At 51.7% G+C, this 18468-nt stretch carries 12 protein-coding genes and 1 pseudogene; 9 read left to right on the top strand and 4 right to left on the bottom strand.

Going from position 1 to position 18468, the window contains the following annotated elements; translation table 11 throughout:
• Positions 1–212 precede the first annotated feature (212 nt).
• Positions 213–2273, top strand: coding sequence for a methyl-accepting chemotaxis protein (locus tag MKZ07_RS05220; protein ID WP_036694299.1), 2061 nt, complete (start codon positions 213–215; stop codon positions 2271–2273).
• A gap of 79 nt (positions 2274–2352) precedes the next feature.
• On the opposite strand, the gene MKZ07_RS05215 is transcribed toward MKZ07_RS05220, so the two are convergent.
• On the bottom strand, positions 2353–3624 hold the full coding sequence (locus MKZ07_RS05215; protein ID WP_156949605.1) for a hypothetical protein: 1272 nt from the start codon (positions 3622–3624) through the stop codon (positions 2353–2355).
• A 205-nt stretch (positions 3625–3829) separates the two neighbouring features.
• On the opposite strand from MKZ07_RS05215, the gene MKZ07_RS05210 reads away from it, so the two are divergent.
• Positions 3830–4729 carry an SUMF1/EgtB/PvdO family nonheme iron enzyme gene (locus MKZ07_RS05210; protein ID WP_051493384.1) on the top strand — a complete coding sequence of 300 codons (900 nt, stop codon included), beginning with the start codon at positions 3830–3832 and terminating at the stop codon, positions 4727–4729.
• Between the two features lie 105 nt (positions 4730–4834).
• Here the strand turns inward: MKZ07_RS05210 and MKZ07_RS05205 are convergent, their stop codons facing one another.
• Positions 4835–5029, bottom strand: a complete 195-nt coding sequence (locus MKZ07_RS05205; protein WP_235218402.1) for a hypothetical protein — start codon at positions 5027–5029, stop codon at positions 4835–4837.
• Positions 5030–5643: 614 nt separating this feature from the next.
• On the opposite strand from MKZ07_RS05205, the gene MKZ07_RS05200 reads away from it, so the two are divergent.
• From MKZ07_RS05200 to MKZ07_RS05180, 5 genes and pseudogenes are all read left to right on the top strand, one after another.
• Positions 5644–7197, top strand: a complete 1554-nt coding sequence (locus MKZ07_RS05200) for a response regulator transcription factor (protein ID WP_235218406.1) — start codon at positions 5644–5646, stop codon at positions 7195–7197.
• Between the two features lie 18 nt (positions 7198–7215).
• Positions 7216–8739: a sensor histidine kinase gene (locus MKZ07_RS05195; RefSeq protein ID WP_341024875.1), complete on the top strand. Its 1524-nt coding sequence runs from the start codon at positions 7216–7218 to the stop codon at positions 8737–8739.
• Positions 8724–10187: pseudogene (locus tag MKZ07_RS05190) on the top strand (extracellular solute-binding protein); the annotation flags it as partial. The gene MKZ07_RS05195 and the pseudogene MKZ07_RS05190, both read left to right, overlap by 16 nt.
• A 117-nt stretch (positions 10188–10304) precedes the next feature.
• Positions 10305–11267, top strand: a complete 963-nt coding sequence (locus MKZ07_RS05185; RefSeq protein ID WP_051493410.1) for an ABC transporter permease — start codon at positions 10305–10307, stop codon at positions 11265–11267.
• Between the two features lie 17 nt (positions 11268–11284).
• Positions 11285–12208 carry a carbohydrate ABC transporter permease gene (locus tag MKZ07_RS05180; RefSeq protein WP_036694305.1) on the top strand — a complete coding sequence of 308 codons (924 nt, stop codon included), beginning with the start codon at positions 11285–11287 and terminating at the stop codon, positions 12206–12208.
• Between the two features lie 58 nt (positions 12209–12266).
• Here MKZ07_RS05180 and MKZ07_RS05175 read toward each other — a convergent pair whose 3' ends face one another.
• Positions 12267–13112, bottom strand: coding sequence for a helix-turn-helix transcriptional regulator (locus tag MKZ07_RS05175; protein WP_036694306.1), 846 nt, complete (start codon positions 13110–13112; stop codon positions 12267–12269).
• A gap of 127 nt (positions 13113–13239) precedes the next feature.
• On the opposite strand from MKZ07_RS05175, the gene MKZ07_RS05170 reads away from it, so the two are divergent.
• Together MKZ07_RS05170 and MKZ07_RS05165 are read left to right on the top strand one after the other, a co-directional pair.
• Positions 13240–14013 (top strand): SDR family NAD(P)-dependent oxidoreductase, encoded by a 774-nt coding sequence (locus tag MKZ07_RS05170; RefSeq protein WP_036694307.1) that lies wholly within the window; start codon positions 13240–13242, stop codon positions 14011–14013.
• 159 nt (positions 14014–14172) lie between these two features.
• The gene (locus MKZ07_RS05165) at positions 14173–16461 is read left to right on the top strand and encodes a preprotein translocase subunit SecA (RefSeq protein ID WP_341024872.1); all 2289 of its coding nucleotides are present in this window, start codon (positions 14173–14175) and stop codon (positions 16459–16461) included.
• On the opposite strand, the gene MKZ07_RS05160 is transcribed toward MKZ07_RS05165, so the two are convergent.
• On the bottom strand, positions 16458–18377 hold the full coding sequence (locus MKZ07_RS05160; protein WP_341024869.1) for a serine hydrolase domain-containing protein: 1920 nt from the start codon (positions 18375–18377) through the stop codon (positions 16458–16460). The two genes, MKZ07_RS05165 and MKZ07_RS05160, sit on opposite strands and share 4 nt — an antisense overlap.
• Positions 18378–18468: the final 91 nt, after the last annotated feature.

Below are 18468 nucleotides of genomic sequence, written 5' to 3'. Positions count from 1 at the left end.
GTAAAAGGCCGTTGCAATCACAGAGCAAACCTGAATTCACAGGTTTGCTCTGTATTTGTTCTTCCTGTCATATTCATTGATAGGATTGACTCGGCTTATCCAATAGAAATTTATTAAAGAAATTTAACATACTTCCCTCTACAAGAATATCCGCCATATTCCGACATATTATTTAAGAGCTTTCGCTCTAATACATATCCGGGAGATGACCTATGTCACAGTTAATTCAAAAACGGCCAGTCCGTTCAACCAGCATTGCCAACACATTGGCCATTGTACTGCTAGTCATTATTCTTGTCGTCTTCTCGATTCTGGGTACCTTCTTCTATTCCAGCACCCGAAGCATTCTGGTCAGCCAGCAAGAGTCGATGCTGATGACCAAGACGCAGGGAATTGTCAGCCAGTTCGATGCTTTGTTCAAGGAGAAGGGCGCACTGGTCAAACAAATGTCCACCAACTCGATTTTCCAAAAATATATTGAGAGCACTACACCAGATCAAATCACCACCTCCCCCCACGCCGCAGAAGCACTCGCAACACTGGCGGACATTGTAAAGTCAGAGCCCTCCTTCGCCGATGCCTGGGTTGCCGGGTTATCCGGGAAGGGATATTTCCTCCAAAATGACGGTCTGGCCTCTAACTCAGACTTCGATATCCGCGCCCGCCCATACTTCAAGCCCGTATCTGAATCCCAGGGTCTCTATTATTCTGAGCCTTACGCCGATGTCATTAGCGGCAAAATGCTGATGGGCATTTTCTATCCGATTCTGAATGACAGCAGCCAAATGATCGGCTTCATTGCCGCAGATATTGCCTTCGATGACATCCCGGAGATCATGCAGAGCTATTCCTTGGGAACTACCGGGTTCTCCGTTCTGGCTACCCGCTCAGGCGATATTCTCTACCATCCGGATAAAGCCAAAGTGTTGAAGGAGAAGATTACAGACAGTCCGGGCGATCTCGGGGCCATCGGCAAAAAAATGATTAACGGCGAATCCGGCGTATCACTCATTGATGATAATGGTGACCCCCGTTATATCGGTTATGCCACCAGCAAGGATACCGGATGGTCTGTAGGCTTAACCATTACCCGGCAGGAGGCGCTTAGCGAGCTGACGTCCTTCACCCGGACGACCATCACCGGTTTTGCTGTGGCCGCTTTGGTCCTGGTGTTCATCTGTTATCTCACACTGCGCTACCTGTTACGCTCCATTCCAAAACTGCTGGCCGCTATCAAACGGATTGCAGACGGAGACCTGACTGTTCAGCTCAATGATGCCTCCCGCAATGAAATCGGACAGATTGCTCATGGCATCGCGGGCATGGTCCAGAAGATTCAGGGCATGATTCAGGTGATCCATAATACGACTCAGGTGCTGGCCCAGTCTTCCCAGAACCTGCAAGCCATCTCTACCAAAACCGCTATTACCATGAACGAAACGGCTACGGCCATCAATGAAATAGCGAATGCCACCAACTACCAGTCTGCTGAATCCGAGAGCATTCTCCACAAAACCGGTGCATTATCGGATCAAATTGACGAAATCACCAGTGATGCCCAGACTGTAGGAACCATGGTACAGACCTCAGCAGAGCTCAGCAGTTCCGGTCTTGACTTGGTGGAGCAGCTCTCCAAGGCCGCAGAAGACAATCACCGATCTACACAGGCGATGTCATCGCTCATTGAGGATATTGATCTGAGCCGTCATGAGATTTCGGGTATTGTAGGCACAGTGAATCAAATAGCGACGCAGACCAATCTGCTGGCCCTTAATGCTTCCATTGAAGCGGCACGGGCAGGTGAACATGGCAGAGGTTTTGCCGTGGTGGCTGGTGAGGTGCGTAAGCTTGCCGAGCAAACAGCCCGCGCTACCGAGGAAATTTACAAGAAGGTCAGCGCCATTGAAGAAAAAACAAGTCTGTCCGTAGAACACACTACGCTTAACCTTACGATTGCGGAGGAGAATGCCAAATCTGTCGAGAATGCGAAGCAGGTCTTCTTCAGCTTGAACAGCGACCTGGAGGAGCTTAAGGTACGGATGCTGCAGATCAGCAATAACACTTCGATTGTCCACAAGCACAAGGATGAGATTCTGCAGGCGATTGAGGTCATCTCGTCCACCACAGAGGAGAATTCCGCCTCCACTGAAGAGGTTAGCGCCAACACGCAAGAACAGCTAGGCAGTATTGAGCAGGTCGCTGAACTGTCCAGAGAGCTGAGCCAAATCTCGCAGAAGCTGGAGGAAGAGCTGAGGCAGTTCAAGCTGGAATAACGGGGTATGCAAAAACACCGCCAAGTGAATCTATCACTTGGCGGTGTTTTTTAAATCGGGAGTTTTCAGTTCGGCCGGCCTACTTCAACATATATTTGGTAATCGTCTTAGGCGCGTAACTCCTCGTAATGTACAGCTCCCCGCCTCCAGCATAAATGTAATTATGCCCGGTTTCATAGTCGTGCCATAACGTGGAGAGATGATATTTGATCTGCAGGTTCGCCGGGTCCAGCACATAGAAATCCTCCTTGGCAATATCCCCCTCGAAGGTCTCAGGATCAACGACAGCCGGACGCTCCTGCCATTGGTACTGCTTCTCGACCGTAATCTCGCCCGATGGTGTTATCCGGCAGTACCATTCGCGGTCCCCGGCTTCACCGATCTGCTGCTTGCCGAGTAATTGGTTGTCTTTGCTGTACAATTTATAGACGTTGTCGCTCTGGATCAGATAGTTGTTGCCTGTCGTATCAATCCGATCCATCTTGTTCACAGGACGCACCCACTTCTTGGTGCCGTTAGCGTCATAGCCGAATAACAGCCAGGTATCGCTACTACTCATCTTAATCAGGAACGACCCGCCGCGAAGCGGATACACCTGGAAATCAGGATATTTAACTGCTTTGGGAGCGGTGTAGGTAACCAGTGGTTTCGTCAGAGTATCCAGACTCCGGTATACACTGACTTTGTTTGTATCCAGCTCCTTATGTACCACATAGCCGTTCGGCAGCACATCAATCACCCCTGAGGCCCATTTGCCGGTCAGCTTAAGCTTGCGTACCTGCTTCCCGTCCTGACTGTACTCGGTAATACCACGAGAAGCTACATTGCCGCTAACCAAGGCTTGAATCACTATATTTCCGTTATCCAGCACCACCGGCGAGTAGGACCCGGTTATGGTTTTGGTCCATTTCCGTTTGCCGTTCGAATCAACAACGGTAAGATCATAGGGTTTGCCGCCCCACATTTTATAGAAATAGCTGTAGCCGTTACTGGCCGTAAAGAAACGATTGGCAGTAAACGGCTTGTCGTTGGCCATGTCCGAATAGTCATATACCCAGTTGGCAGAACCGTTAATGCGGTCAATGGATGCGTACAACATGCCCGAAGACTTCGTCTTGGAAGGGGCTACGGTTACGGTCTTGACTAGCGGAATGAACATCCGATTCTTACTCTGTAAGGTGTCTATAGTGCCCCAGAAGCTAATGCCATCCGGCAGCGTATAGCTCCATTCCGGCTTGGGGAGCTGTTCAATGACTTTCCCCGCAGCCGATGAGCGCCCGGGAAGCAGTACCTGTGCAGCCAGTAATAATGCAAAACCTGCCGCGAAGAATTTCAATCGTTTTGAATTCATAACTCCTATCCCTCTTTTACTATGTATTAATGTTCCAACCTGAATTATTATATGACCACGCAGACAATAAGGACAGGTTATAAATGGATGCTATTTAACAGGTGTGTCCGGCAGCATTCCCGGCGGGTTTGCCAGTAACCCGGGCTGTCCATTACAATGACAGTAGACAGGCTGAAAGTGCCAATTCCCGGGAGGAGAAGATGACATGGAAGCATGGAACCGTGCCGCATGGGGGCAATTAACGGTTGATGAGAAAATGCACGCGATGCAGGAAGTACTTAAGCAGTTACCCGCTGGCTTCAAGTGGCTGCGGCTCGATAGGTTCGAACGTTACGGCCAGTCTCTGGAAACAGGGGTATTCATGTACGAGGGCAGTGAATATGTGTTCGTGCCGGGCGACTCGGTGACCCTGGGCCGTTCAGAAGTACATATGTATGCGAAGATGTCCCCCCTCCGAGAAGCTGTAATCGGGCCGTTGCTTGTTCAGCGCTCGCCGCAATCCGCAGGCTGGTATGAATGTCCGCTGGTCCGGCTCGACCCGGAAGAGGATGAAGATGTGCTCGAAGCCATCGAGGAGTTCCGTCAGGGGCCGCACACCAGCTATGAGTTCTCCCAGTATTTCCGGCTGGAGCGGGACGGCGAACAGATCGTGCTGTTCCTGTTCGACGACAGCGAATCTTTCGGGGACTGGTGCGAGGCGGAGCTGCCTGCGGGCTTCGCCCTGCCGACTGAGGATGAATGGGAGTATCTGTACGGCGCAGGCACCCGGACGCTGTTCCCGTGGGGCGACGAGATAGACGAATCCATGCAGCTCAGGCATGTGCCCGGTTCAAGTAAGGCTAATGCTGAAGACCCGTATCCGCTGGAGCTGCCGAATGCGTTCGGGCTATGTTTTCCCGGTGATCCTTACAAGAAGGAGCTGGTCCTCACACCGGAAGGCATCACCGGCAAAGGCGGCGACGGCGGCTGCAATCTGCACGGCGGGCAAGGCGTTGCTCTAGGGTATCTTCCAACTGCGACCGCTTTCCGCGATCCTTATGAGAGCGAGCTGGAATGGGAGGATCTGCTGGATTGCCTGGTGTACCGGCGGATTGTAAGACTGTAGCTTATCTAAACATGGTCAAAAGCCGCCCTTCCTTCGCATCTGCGAAGCCGGGCGGCTTATTAGATTCCATTATTAATGTTAATACAGCTTCATAGGCTATCGGTTTCACACACCCTGTGCTACAAGCTCTCTCTGGGCTGAAGCTGTTGAAGCTGCTCCTTCTGTGTCCGAATCCAGGCTCTTATCCAGTTCCTCCACACGTGCCACATTCAGTTCCTGCTCATTCTGATGAAGCTCCTTGACCATATTCCTGTAGATATGGGCTTCCTGACGGTCCAGCCCGTCACGATTCTCTTTCATGATCCAGGTTTCCACGGTTCGCTTGAGAATTTCGCCTTTTCGTTCTAACAGTTTCGTATAAGTCAACGTTTCTTCATTCCCTTCCTGATGCTTAGAGTTCATACGCCGGGGTACGCTCAAATGTAACTTCCGGCGTAACGTCTATTATTATACGGGAAAGACCCGGCTCACCCAATGCGGAGCATCCGGGCTCACACTGGGTGAGCCGTGCTGAGCGCAGAAGAGGCTAACTCAGCAGACAAGGTTCGTAAACATTCGGATGGATGCTCCCATATGCGGCAGGATACATAATGCCAGGACGATACGGGTTCAGCATACGTCTCAGTCGTTATAACTCCGCAGCTCCACACGGAACATGCTGCCCCCCGCATCTCCGGCACAATGACAAATAAGCTAAGCGTTTAGCATAAAAAATACAATACCAAAGAGCCTGTGTCTAACGATGCAGGCTCTTCGTTTGGAGAGGATATTCCAGCAGGTGCTAGAATAAAAAGTCGTTTCCACTCGAATTCTGTCAGGGAATTAGCTTATAATGATCACACTGCGGCTTGACCGAGGATGGAACAGGACCAAGCAATCCAGAATAACCCCAAGGAGGAAGTCCATTGTATAAGGTGCTGATTGTAGATGATGAAGTTTTTGTGCGGAAGGGCTTGATCCGGATTCTAAGTGAATGCTCGCCGCAATTCGAAATTTGTGGTGAAGCCGAGAACGGGGAGCAAGCGCTTACCCTGATTGAACAATTGAACCCGGAGCTGGTGATTGCCGATATCCGTATGCCTGTGCTGGACGGGCTGGGACTGATCAAGAAAGTGAAGACGGAGCTTGTGCAGGAGCCGATTTTTATTATTTTGAGCGGATATGCCGACTTCTCCTATGCCCAGCAAGCCTTCCGGTACAATGTGTCCGATTATATCCTCAAGCCGGTTGACGAACAGGAGCTTACGGTTGCGCTAGGCAAAATCGCCCATATGTTGAACAAGAAGCAGCTCCTCTCTATCACCCGTGAAAAGCCTCTGGTTGAGACGGTCATCGAAAGCCTGCTGCAGACAGAACCTGATGATCAGGTCATGGGGCGGATCGCCTACGCGCTGGAGCTTCCTCTCACCTCTTCCTATACGTATCTCATCGTAGAAATGCAGGATCAGCTCCCCGCCGGAGAAGTCGATTACCTGCCTGCACTGAAGGACTCGCTGCTGCGTTATTTCCGCCAAGAGGCTCAGACTCTGCTCCTTCATGTACGCACTAACAATCAATACGGGGTGATCGTGCCCGGCCATTGGGTCGATGATCCTAATCCATCCCCGTGGGGAGGCTACCGCACAATGCTGGATGCACTGGAGCGGGAGCTTGGAACAACCATCGCTTTGTTCGTTGGCCGGACGGTAAGCCATCTCAAGCAGATTGCAGACTCCGGGACCAGTGCCGAGAAATGCCTCCAGTACCGTTTTGCCGCCGGCTTCGAAGGCATTTATATGGCGGACGAGCTGCTGGAGCTGCCCTTATACTATTTCGACATCGATGAAGGATTGCACAGCAAGCTGATTTACGAGGTCGAAGCCAATGACAACAAGGGTTACAGCTCAACTGTGGACGCTATCTTCACCCTGTTCCAAGAGCGCCACTTCGCCCCCGGAGCGGTGACGAACACGATCCGGCGCAGCATGATTGCCATCATTAATATTATCCGGCAGCTCGAAGGTGACGAGAATACGCTGCAATGGATGAATGAGCTGCTCAACTGGCCGCTGAAGTACCGAAATCTGAATCAGCTGAAGCAGATATTCCAGCAGTTTATCGCCGAAGCCGCAGAATATATCGCAGAGAAGCGCGGCGGCAAGAGCGAGGGCAATATTGAAAAAATCAAAAAATACATCGACGGGCATTACCGTGAAAATATCTACCTCAAGGGTATTGCCGCCGATTTCGATATGAACCCTGTCTATCTTGGACAGTTATTCCGCAAAACCTACGGAGTGTATTTCAATGAATACCTGCTGACCCTGCGGATTGAGGAGGCCAAACGCCTGCTGCGGCAAACCAAGAAGCGGATGTACGAAATCGCGGAGCTGGTCGGCTTCCAGAATGCGGATTATTTTGCCACCCAGTTTGAAAAGCTTGAGAATATGACGCCAACCGATTATCGCAATATGATGATTGGGCAGTAAATAAGGAGGCTCCCTGCCGTGTTCAACTTCCGTCTGAATCATATGAAGCTTAGAAGCAAGCTGATTGTCATCTACATTGTATGCGTGTTCATTCCGATCATCCTGACCAATGTAATGTTCTATCAGGTGACCACCGCCAATATCAAGAATCAGAAGACCGCGGATGCCGAGCAGGCGATGAATCTGCTGCAGGCTGAGCTGAGGACCGTCATTGAAGATGCAGCAGGCATATCCTACCTCTACTCTATTGACCGGCAGCTGATCCAGCATCTGAATACCACCTATGCTTCAACAGACCGCTATGTGGAGTCGCTGAACGCCATATCGAATCTGTTCAACCGGACCGACAAAGAGAACAAGGTGCTGAGCTCCTCGGTGATTATGACCGACAATCCAACCGTTCTGGCCTCAGCCCATATCATTAAGCTGGAGGACAGTATGCGCCAGCAGGACTGGTATAAGCAGATCAGTAAGTTCAGCAACACCCACCCTCATCTCTATGTAACGCCCGACAGCATCAGCGTGATCCAGCGCCTTACCGACCGCAGGCTGGAGACCTACGAGCATGTGCTCAAAATCGACCTGAACATGAACCATATCCAGCAGATTCTGGATTTATCCAGCTTCAGCGGTGATTTCTATATTCTCGACCCGTCGGGCCAGGCCCGCTTCGGCCGTCTCTCCAGCGGTCAGCCCAGCGGGCTGATTACTGCGGCGCATACCCTGACCCCAACTGAGATTCCCAAGCCTAAGCAGGCCATTGTGATCGACAAGACCTACCAGAATAACCGTTATCTAAGCGGCTGGTCGATTTACGGCGTCCTGGATGAGACCCTTATTTTGTCTGACGTCAGACAATCCGGGCAATTTATCCTCTGGTTCGCCGGCATTAACTTCCTGGTTCCTACCATCGTAATTATGATCATGTCCCGTTCGATCCACACGCGTATCAAGAACATCTTGAAGCATATGAAGTCTGTAAAAGACAAAAACTTCGGACTGATCCCCTACCACCTGGAGCGGGATGAGATTGGCGAGCTTACCGTTGAGTTCAACCGAATGAGTAAACGCATAGAGAACTTGATTAATGATGTATATGTTGCAGAAATACAGAAGAAGGAGCTTGAGCTGAGGCAACGGCAGGCCCAGCTGCATGCGCTGCACAGCCAGATCAACCCTCACTTCCTGTTCAATGCGCTGGAGACGATCCGGATGCGGAGTATGATGAAGGGCGAGACGCAGACGGCCCGGACGATTCAGAACATGGCGAAGATTTTCCGTAAATCAATCATGTGGAAGAGCAGCTTCGTTACGATCCGCGAGGAGCTTGAATTAATCGAGAGCTTCCTGGAGATTCAGAAATACCGCTTCGACAACAAGCTTGAATATCACATCGAGGTGGACCAGTCACTGCTGAGCATTGAAATTCCGAAGATGGCCTTCCTTCCGTATGTTGAGAACGCCAGTATTCACGGGATTGAGAATATAGCGGGCATCGGATATATCAACATTCAGATCGCCCAGGAGAACGGACAGGTGTAGACTGGAAAATGGAATACGTAGTTGGCGATGGAAGCACCAAGTCCGGGGTTATGATTGCCGGAGGCGATTATCCTGATGTCATCTCTCCAGTCGGCGAGCTCGCCAAGCTGCTCGATGCAGGTGCATACATTCCGCTCAATGATCTGATTGAGAAGTATGGCCCTAACATCAAGCGTGTCTACGGCGATTATATGAACAAGATCACCAATGAAGACGGCAACATCTATATCCTTCCCTTCACTGCAAATGTAAACGGATACTTATCGCCGCCAGATCCAAGCAGTACCTTCTGGATGCAGAGACGCGTCCTTAAGGAATTCGGTTACCCGGAAGTGAAAACGCTTGACCAGTACTTTGACCTGATTGAGAAATACCAAGCTAAGTACCCTAAGGTGGATGGTAAAGACACCATCGGCTTCGCTACTTTCGCCGGTACAGCCGGTGAATTCTTCACCATCACCAACCAGCCCATGCATCTGGCCGGTTATCCGAATGAAGGCGGCGTCCTAGTGGACATGGAGTCTCATGAAGCCAAGCTGTATCAGGGAACCGAAGATGAGAAGCGCTGGCTGGCTAAATTGAACGAAATGAACGGCAAGGGTCTGGTTGACCCTGAGACGTTCACAGCGAACAAAGACCAGTATCTGGCGAAGCTGACCTCCGGCCGTGTACTCGGATATGTCAACTATTCCTGGCAGATCAACGACGCCACGAACAATCTGAGATCCGCCGGTAATGACGATCTGCGTTACGTTGCCCTTCCTATCGTATTTGACGAAGGCATTAAAGATGCTTATGTTGATCCTCCGTCCTTCGTTAACAACCGCGGGCTGGGTATCTCTGTCAGCGCAAAAGATCCGGTCCGCATCATCAAGTATTTCGACAACCTGCTGACCGATGAGAACCAGAAGCTTGTCGAGTGGGGCATTGAAGGCGAAACTTACACTAAGAACGCTGAAGGCCGTATGGTGATGAGCGAAGAACAGCTGACAAACCGCAACGACAATGATTTCAAACGTAAATTCGGCTTCGCTTATTTCGATTATGAATGGCCGCGTTATGGCGACAATTCCGTGTATGATGACGGCAACGCCCACGTTCCGTTCAACCAGCCGGAAGTTGCAGCTATCAACTACACAGATGGCGACAAAACACTGCTGAAGGCATACAACCTGAAGACCTTCTCCGACTTCTATGCCGAGCCGGTAGAGCGTCCATGGTACCCTGCCTGGAGTATTGAGAAAGAACCGGGCTCCCCTGAGCAGCTCTTCAGCCAGAGAGCCGGCGATTTGCAGCAGAAGTACTATCCTCGTATGGTGCTTGCTGCCCCTGGCCAATTTGAAAAGGTCTGGAGTGAATACCTGGCCGAATACAACAAGCTCGATGCTAAGGGCTACGAAGAATTCATGACTAACAAGATCAAGGACCGCATCGACGGCAAATGGTAAGCGTCCGCTTCCCAGATGCAGCATGATGAACCGGGAAAAGTGAAGCCTGCCTTCACTTTTCCCTTCTACACTTGTTAGCAAAGAGAGAATATGGAGCTTGGAAAGGGGACGGTACAGGTGGGAAAAACCGCTGTGCAGTTGGCAAAATCGAATAATACCGGTACTTCGCGCTTCAAAACCTTTTTTAAAGAGCTATCTAAACAGAAAATGCTGATGCTGATGTCATTGCCCTTTCTGTTATGGGTGATTATATTCAAATACCTCCCGCTATGGGGATGGACAATTGCTTTTCAGAAATTCAAGCCAGCCAAGGATCTGTTCGACCAGAAGTGGGTCGGCTGGGACAATTTCAAATTCCTGTTCCAGGAACAGCAGTTCTATCGCGTCCTTCGTAATACTCTGGTTATGAGCTCCATTAACCTGGTTCTCGGATTTGTAACGGCCATCGTACTGGCCCTGCTGCTGAATGAGCTGCGCAATGTGTTCTTCAAACGCACCGTGCAGACGATCAGTTACCTGCCTTACTTCATTTCCTGGGTCGTAGCGGCCAATATTGTACAGATGGCACTGGCACCGGAAGGGATCATCAATGTGCTGCTGGTCAAAGCGCAGCTTATTGATCATCCAATTCTGTGGCTGGGCGAAGGCAAGTACTTCTGGGGAATACTCGGGGTTACGGAAGTCTGGAAGAATGTCGGCTGGAATACCATCATCTATCTGGCAGCCATCACCTCCATCGACCCTTCTCAATATGAAGCGGCTGAGATTGACGGGGCATCCCGTCTGCAAAGAATGTTCTATATTACCCTGCCGGGTATCAAGCCGGTTATCGTTCTGATTCTGATCATGAACCTGGGCCATATTCTGGAGTCCGGCTTCGAGGCACAGTACCTGTTAGGTAACGGGATGAACCTCGACTACTCGGAGAATCTGGATATCTTCGTACTGAAGTACGGGATGCAGATGAACAACTTCGGGCTTGCCACCGCAGCGGGTATGTTCAAGACGCTGGTCAGCTTCATCTTCTTGATCGCAGCCAATAATATCGCCAAGCGTATGGGCGAAAGCAGATTGTACTAGAAAGGAGGACACAAGTAATGGCTAAATCCAAAACCAATTCATACCGGAATTCATCGCTTGGTGACCGAATCTTCGATATATGCAATACGATCTTCATGATTCTCTTGGTCATTGTTACCCTCTATCCGTTCCTGAATATGTTTGCTCTATCGTTCAATGAAGCGAATGACTCTGTCCGCGGCGATATTTATATCTGGCCTCGTGAATGGACGCTGCGCAACTTCGAGTATGTATTCAGTGAATCCAACATCTTCTTTTCAACGTTTGTCTCTGCAGCACGGACGGTAATCGGCACTGTGGTCTCCGTATTCTGTACAGCGATGCTGGCCTATACGGTAAGCCGTCCGGAATATAAGCTGAAGAAGTTTGTGTCCGTCACGTTTATTTTCACCATGTACTTCAGCGGCGGTCTGATTCCAGGCTACCTGCTGATCAAAGAGCTGAACATGCTGAACAGCTTCTGGGTCTATATCATTCCGGGCATCATCGGCGTATTTAATATGATCGTCATCCGCTCCTTCATTGAGGCACTGCCTGAGGGACTGATGGAATCGGCCAAAATCGACGGCGCAGGCGACTTCATCACCTTCTCGCGCATTGTGCTTCCGCTGACCGTTCCGGCACTGGCTACCGTCTCCCTGTTCGTAGCGGTCTATCAGTGGAATTCCTGGTTTGACGTCTTCCTGTACAACTCCTCCACGCCAAGCCTGAGTACTCTGCAATACGAGCTGATGAAGATGCTGTCAACATCCAACACCGCGATGTCCAGTTCCTCGGCAGCCGATGCCTTTGCGAACGCGCAGGGCAACAAATCGACCGTTACACCGACCTCTATCCGTGCTACGATGACTATTGTGGCCAGTGTGCCGATTATCATCGTCTATCCGTTCCTGCAGAAGTATTTCGTCAAAGGGATGGTTGTCGGCGGGGTCAAAGGCTAAGTGTAGCCGAAAAAATACAGCAAGCCAAAACAAGCGATCCTCCGAGGGCTGTCCGCCTTCAGAAGGGTCGCTTGTTTGTGCTTGCCATCAAATTCTGCTCCAAACGGGCTTTCGTTGCCGTATCCGGCAAATATAGCATAATCCTCTGGTCCGGGTCATTGGGGAACTGGAGGTTAATTTGTTCAAACTCCAGCACTCCAAGTGCAGGGTGAAGCAGCTTCTTGTAGCCGTCAAGACTGCTCGGTGCCTCGTGCCCCTGCCACATCCTTGCGAAATCTGAGCTTACATTCTTAAGATCAGCAATGAATTGGCTAAATGAAACATCCTCCAAATAACGGGCTCGCGATGTCTGGAACTCAGCTACAATTCTCTGGGAGACCGTCTCCCAATCCTCTGAACCCTCTCTCCAGACAGGGTCAGTGAACTGGCGCCACATCAAATTGTAATCATGCGGCGGTGACGGCCGACTAATCATAAATACAGCTTCCGCCGCTGCATTCCAGGCCAGAAAATCATACCTCCTCCCGATTACATAAGCAGGATTCGGGCTGAATTCGTCCAGCATCTTCTGAACATACGGGCTGATCTTCTCTTCAGCTGCAGCCAGTTGAGGCGGTAGTGACTCTCCTGACAGCAGAAAAAGATGCCTGCGCTCATTGGGTGTTAGCTTAAGGGCCGAAGCCAGACTCTCCAGTACACCGACTGAAGGGCTGATATCACGCCCCTGCTCAAGCCGCGTATACCATGAAAGTCCTATATTCGCGAGTTGAGCAACTTCTTCTCGGCGTAAACCTTGTGTCCGGCGGCGGCCCCCGGCAGACAGTCCGGCATCATGCGGCGAGATCGAGGATCTTAACTTCCGCAGAAAATTCCCTAAGGCTAAACGGCGTTCATTATCATCCAACTAGGTAGCCCCCTTATCCTGTCACTCGTAAGCCTACCATAAAGAAGGCTCTCCTCCCAAAACAATAGCCAAAGTATACTCAAAGTGATCAAGGATATCAATATACCTGGCGAAAAGGAGAAATAACATGACAAAACATTCTGAACTATTATTGAAGGACAAGGTGGTAATGATTACGGGTGCCGGACGGGGGATCGGGGCTGCGGCAGCAAAGTGGTTTGCCGTGCAGGGCGCTTCGGTGATGCTCGTCTCACGGACAGAATCTGAGCTGCGTGCACTCAGAGATGAGATTACAGCAGCCGGAGGTCAGGCGGAATATTTCACAGCCGATCTGGCAGAAGCGGGCGGCGCTGGGGAAGCGGTCAATGCCACAGTAAGGCAGTATGGCCGGCTTAATGCCGCTTTCAACAACGCTGGTATCGGAGTCACCGTATCCTCTTTGGTCGATGAGAAAGAAGAGGATTTCGACCTGATTCAGTCTGTAAACTATAAAGGGGTCTGGCTGTGCATGAAAGCCCAGATTACAGCAATGTTGAAAACCTCCGGATCAGGCGCGATTGTCAATACCAGCAGTGTCGGCAGCTTAAAGGGCAATCCGGGCTTGGGTGCTTACGGTGCCTCCAAACGCGGAGTTAACAGCCTCACGCAAACAGCTGCCATCGAATACGGACCGGCAGGCATTCGGGTCAACGCCATCGCCCCCGGCACAACTATGACAGGTATGATTCAACAATGGGTCTCCATCAATCCTGAGATTATCGAGCAAATCAGTGCCAAGACGCCCCTCCGGCGTCCGGCTGAACCCATAGAAGTCGCACAGGCTGCGGCCTGGTTACTTAGTGATCAAGCCTCCTTCGTGACAGGGGTCATTCTGCCGGTAGACGGCGGACTGAGTGCCTAAAGGCTGCTGACCCTCCTCTTTTCTATCCGGCCAATACTTGTCTCGGGAGCTTATAATCCATACATTGGTAAATCGAAACAAGAATGAATTATAATGTACAGGTAAAGTAGCCCGATGACGTTCATATTAGAGCCGGGAGAACGGGGAGAGAACATGACTATGAATATAGCTGCTAGATTCGTGCAACGTTTCAGAGATTACGATAACCGGAATATACTTAGTGTCTACCGGGACAAAACAGAGCAAATCCGCAAACGTAATTTGCAGACCTGGGATGACATTAAGCTTCAGGAGGAGTCCCTCCGGCTCCAGCACGCCGCCCAATCCGGCATAGCTCTGGACGAGCTGCTTGTCGATGCCTATTCATTAGTCTGTGAGGCGGCCTCAAGAACACTTGGATTACAGCCTTATGATGTCCAGATCATGGCCGCTATCGCCCTGCACGAGCGAATGCTGATTGAGCAGCACACGGGTGAAGGCAAAACCCTCTCAGCCGTAATGCCGGCCTATCTGAATGCGCTGACCGGCAAAGGCGTGCATGTGCTGACCTTCAATGATTATCTGGCCCGGCGGGATGCACAGTGGATGGGTCCTATCTACCGCTTCCTGGGACTATCGGTGGATTCGGTTCAAGCGGGCATGAGCCTGAGCGAGAAACGGGCGGCCTACAGGAGCGATATCACCTATGTTACGGCAAAAGAAGCAGGGTTCGACTACTTGCGGGACACTATTGCACTCACGGAAACCGCTACGGTACACCGCCCTTTCCACTACGTCATCGTGGACGAAGCTGATTCCCTGCTGCTTGATGAAGCGCGGGTCCCGCTTGTCATCAGCGGAGAATCCGAGGTTAGCCATAGCGAAGATATGCGATACGCAGATCTGGCCCGGCAGCTTCTGCCTGGGGAGCATTATGATTATGATGAATTTCAGCGTAACGTGTATCTGAACGATGCAGGTGCTGCCCAAGTGGAGGAGCTGCTGGGTTGCGGTAATCTCTATGATAGCCGGAACAGTCAGCTGCTAACCTCACTGAATTGTGCGCTGCATGTGGAGACCTTATTAACGAAGGACATTGATTACATTGTCCGTGGCGGTGCTATCGAGCTGATCGAAGAATATACGGGACGCGTGGCCGAGAACCGGTATTTGCCGGACGGGCTGCAAGCCGCACTGACTGCCAAAGAAGGACTGAAATGGACCGCAGGCGGGAAAATTCTCGGTACAATCACTATTCAACACTTCATTAGCCTATATCCGGAAATCTGCGGAATGACCGCTACGGCCTGCGCCACAGCTATGGAATTCAAGGATATCTATGCTCTGCAGGTGGTGGAGATTCCGCCGAATCAGCCTAACATCCGGGTAGACCACCCTCACCGGATTTACACTCACAAGGAAGCCAAGTACCTGGCGCTCGTACAAGAGATCACTTCTGTCCACCGGGAGGGACGGCCTATGCTAATCGGAACTGCAAGCGTGGAGGAGTCGGATATGCTGGCTGAAGCGCTTGCGGTTGCCGGTGTTCCCGTTCAGGTACTGAATGCGAAGAATGATGCTGAGGAAGCGGATATCATCGCCAGAGCCGGAGAACTCGGCGCCGTAACGGTCTCAACGAATATGGCGGGTCGTGGTGTCGATATCCGGCTCGGCGGCGGTGACCCGGTACAGGCAGACGCTGTCGCCCGGCTCGGCGGGTTATATGTCATTGGCACCCATGTGAATGAGAGCGTGCGGATTGACAATCAGCTTCGCGGGCGTTCCGGCCGCCAGGGCGACCCGGGGGCTTCTGTCTTCTATGTCAGTCTGGAAGACGACCTGATGCGCCGCTTCGGCTCCCCTACCCCAGCCCATGCACTCAGACAGCAGGAAGCTATTGCAGAGCCTTCGCTTGGTCGCAAGATCGCAAGTATTCAGCAGATTGTAATGAGCCAGAACTTCGATATCCATAACGAGCTGAACCGTTATTCGGATATGATCGAGGACCAGAGGCGGATTCTCTACACGGAGCGGCTCAGCATCCTGCTGGGCGAGCAGCCGATGAGCCCTGCGCAGCAGCGGGTACGGCTGTTCTATATCGATGAATGCTGGGCTGACCATCTGGCCTTCGTCTCCTATCTCCGCGAAGGCATTCACCTGGAGAGCATCGCCAGCCGCAGCCCGATCGATGAATTTCATACGCAGATTACCGGAGCATTCGATCAGATTCCGGGTAAGATCGAACTTGCGGCCGAGGCTATGCTCATCAGGCTCGGCGGGTCCAATGATCCGGCTGAATGGGAACGGCTGGGGCTGAGGAGCCCTGCTTCGACCCGGACTTATATCATTAATGACCAATATCTACAGAATAAGCGCAGCTCATGGACAGGAACGACCGTCGTAGCTTTTTGGCTTCGTCCAATTGCACAAAAGCTATTGTCCCCCTTCATTAAGGGGCCGAAATACTAACTGTAGAACTCCCAGAATACAAGCTGGGCCAGCAGAATCGACATCATCACCATGGGCACGATGGCCGGCCAATGGTTACGGGCCGGTGAGACAGACGGGGACCGGCGCTTCATCAAGGTTAGCAATAGCGCAGCGATAAGCAATGCCGCCAGGCCGGTCAGTGCAATATTCACTATAATCTGCGGATAGACCTCTGCATAGGCACGTTCATTGTTGCTCAGCATCCGTAAGGCCAGCACCAGATTGTTCACGACCAGACCGGTACCGGTTAAAGTCAGTCCGGCCGTCAGCTTCCGGTTGGCGGAACGGGGGGCAGGATCTTTACTACGAGCTCTCCTTTTGCCCAGAAGCGCCTGTACCAGCCACACAAACGGAGCGATTATGAAATAGACGATGGCCAGTGCAGCAAGTGCTGCACTGATCAGCAGTACAGGCATGGACCGGCCCGGAGACAGCGGCAGATAATCGGAGGTGTACACCGAGACAGACTCTACCTTTCCTTCCTTCATTGTGGCGTACAGCATCGGCCAGGCATCCAGCCCTGAATCCCCGCCCGTCTTCTCATAGAGGTAAGGCTGAACCTGCTGATAGCTTCCGCTCATCCCGGCAAGAGACACCTGAAGCTGACCTGCGCCCTGAGGCTCAAGCTTCATCATCGTAAGATAAGGGAATAGCTTCATGAAGCCATGTCCGGGACGGCGTGCTGCCACGAATCGGCCTTCCACCTCTGATACATCCGGTAGAACCGCTGCCTCCGTCTTCGCTCTCTGCCCCACTACTGCCTTGGTCAGACCATGAACAATATGGGATTCGCCCGCCTGATTCGTCATAATCACGACTGCAAACCGGTCTGCAGGCACCAGCATCAGATTGGTAGCAAAAGCAATCGTGTTCCCGCCATGTCCCAGCGTCCGCTGTGCCCCGGGATACTCCCAGAATCCGTGGGCAATGCCGGGCATGGCTTCAGCAGCAGAATGACTCCGGGTCAGCATCGTATCCAGCGTACCTGACTTCTGGAACAGCGGGGATTGCTCTCCGGCTGCGGGCATGAAGGCCATGGCGAACTTGGCCAGATCCTCCGCCGTCCCGTTATTTCCGCCGTTCGGGTACATGGACATATAATTCCATGACCCTTGATTGAAGGAGCCTGGTCCGGCGAAGAAGTATCCCTTTGCCTTATGCTCCAGCAGCTCCGGGCGGTCCTCCACCACAGAATACGCCATGGAATGCTTCATGCCCAGTGGCTCAAAAATATGCTGCTGGACGTATTCATGATACGGCTGTCCGCTGATGCGCTCCACAATATAGGCAGCCAGTGAGTTTCCGTAATTGGAATACGCGACCACTTCCCCTGGTCTGTATATCTGTGCGGGCTGAGCCAGCTTCAGCCCCTCTTCCAGTGATCTCACTTCCTCAGGAGACTGGTAGGCCATATCGAACATATACTCTTCGAATCCGGCGTTGTGGTTCATCAAATTCAGCATCGTGATCGGCTCTTCATACGTCAGCTTAGTCAGGAAATTCTCCGGCAGCAGCTTACGGACATCTTGATTCAGGTCCAGTTTGCCCTGCTCCGCCAGCTGCATTACGGATGCCCATACAGCAAGCTTGCTGATGGAGCCCCATTCCATGACCGTATCCGGGGTGACGGGGATCTGCTGCTCCACATCGGCGTAGCCGTACCCCTTGGACAGAACCACCTGTCCATCCTTCACCATCACAACGGAAGCGCCTACGGTCTGCGTTCCTATGTACTCTTTTACATAATCGTCTACAAAAGCTTCCAGCCCGGTCAGCGGAATGCCGGATGGGGTAGCTCCCCCTGCTCCTACGCTGCCTTGCTCTGCGGCAAATGCTGTAATGCTGCCCGCTAGCAGCAATAGCACCATGAGCACTAGTGTGAATCCTCTTTTCAAAATAAAACCTCTCCTTTAGTCGAGTAAAATCCTGCAGCCTTCCTAATTCTAACAAAAAACTTCACCGGCTACCGGAAAATTTCCTTAAGGC

The organism is Paenibacillus sp. FSL P4-0338 (genome assembly GCF_038002365.1).
Lineage (GTDB): Bacteria > Bacillota > Bacilli > Paenibacillales > Paenibacillaceae > Paenibacillus_AQ.
This window is presented reverse-complemented; position numbering and strand designations above follow the sequence as displayed.

Bases quoted from the DNA above. Each gene is read 5' to 3' on its own strand.
- MKZ07_RS05220 (WP_036694299.1), top strand. From the start codon at position 213: ATGTCACAGTTAATTCAAAAACGGCCAGTCCGTTCAACCAGCATTGCC.
- MKZ07_RS05215 (WP_156949605.1), bottom strand. From the start codon at position 3,624: ATGAATTCAAAACGATTGAAATTCTTCGCGGCAGGTTTTGCATTATTA.
- MKZ07_RS05210 (WP_051493384.1), top strand. From the start codon at position 3,830: ATGGAAGCATGGAACCGTGCCGCATGGGGGCAATTAACGGTTGATGAG.
- MKZ07_RS05205 (WP_235218402.1), bottom strand. From the start codon at position 5,029: ATGAAAGAGAATCGTGACGGGCTGGACCGTCAGGAAGCCCATATCTAC.
- MKZ07_RS05180 (WP_036694305.1), top strand. From the start codon at position 11,285: ATGGCTAAATCCAAAACCAATTCATACCGGAATTCATCGCTTGGTGAC.
- MKZ07_RS05170 (WP_036694307.1), top strand. From the start codon at position 13,240: ATGACAAAACATTCTGAACTATTATTGAAGGACAAGGTGGTAATGATT.
- MKZ07_RS05165 (WP_341024872.1), top strand. From the start codon at position 14,173: ATGAATATAGCTGCTAGATTCGTGCAACGTTTCAGAGATTACGATAAC.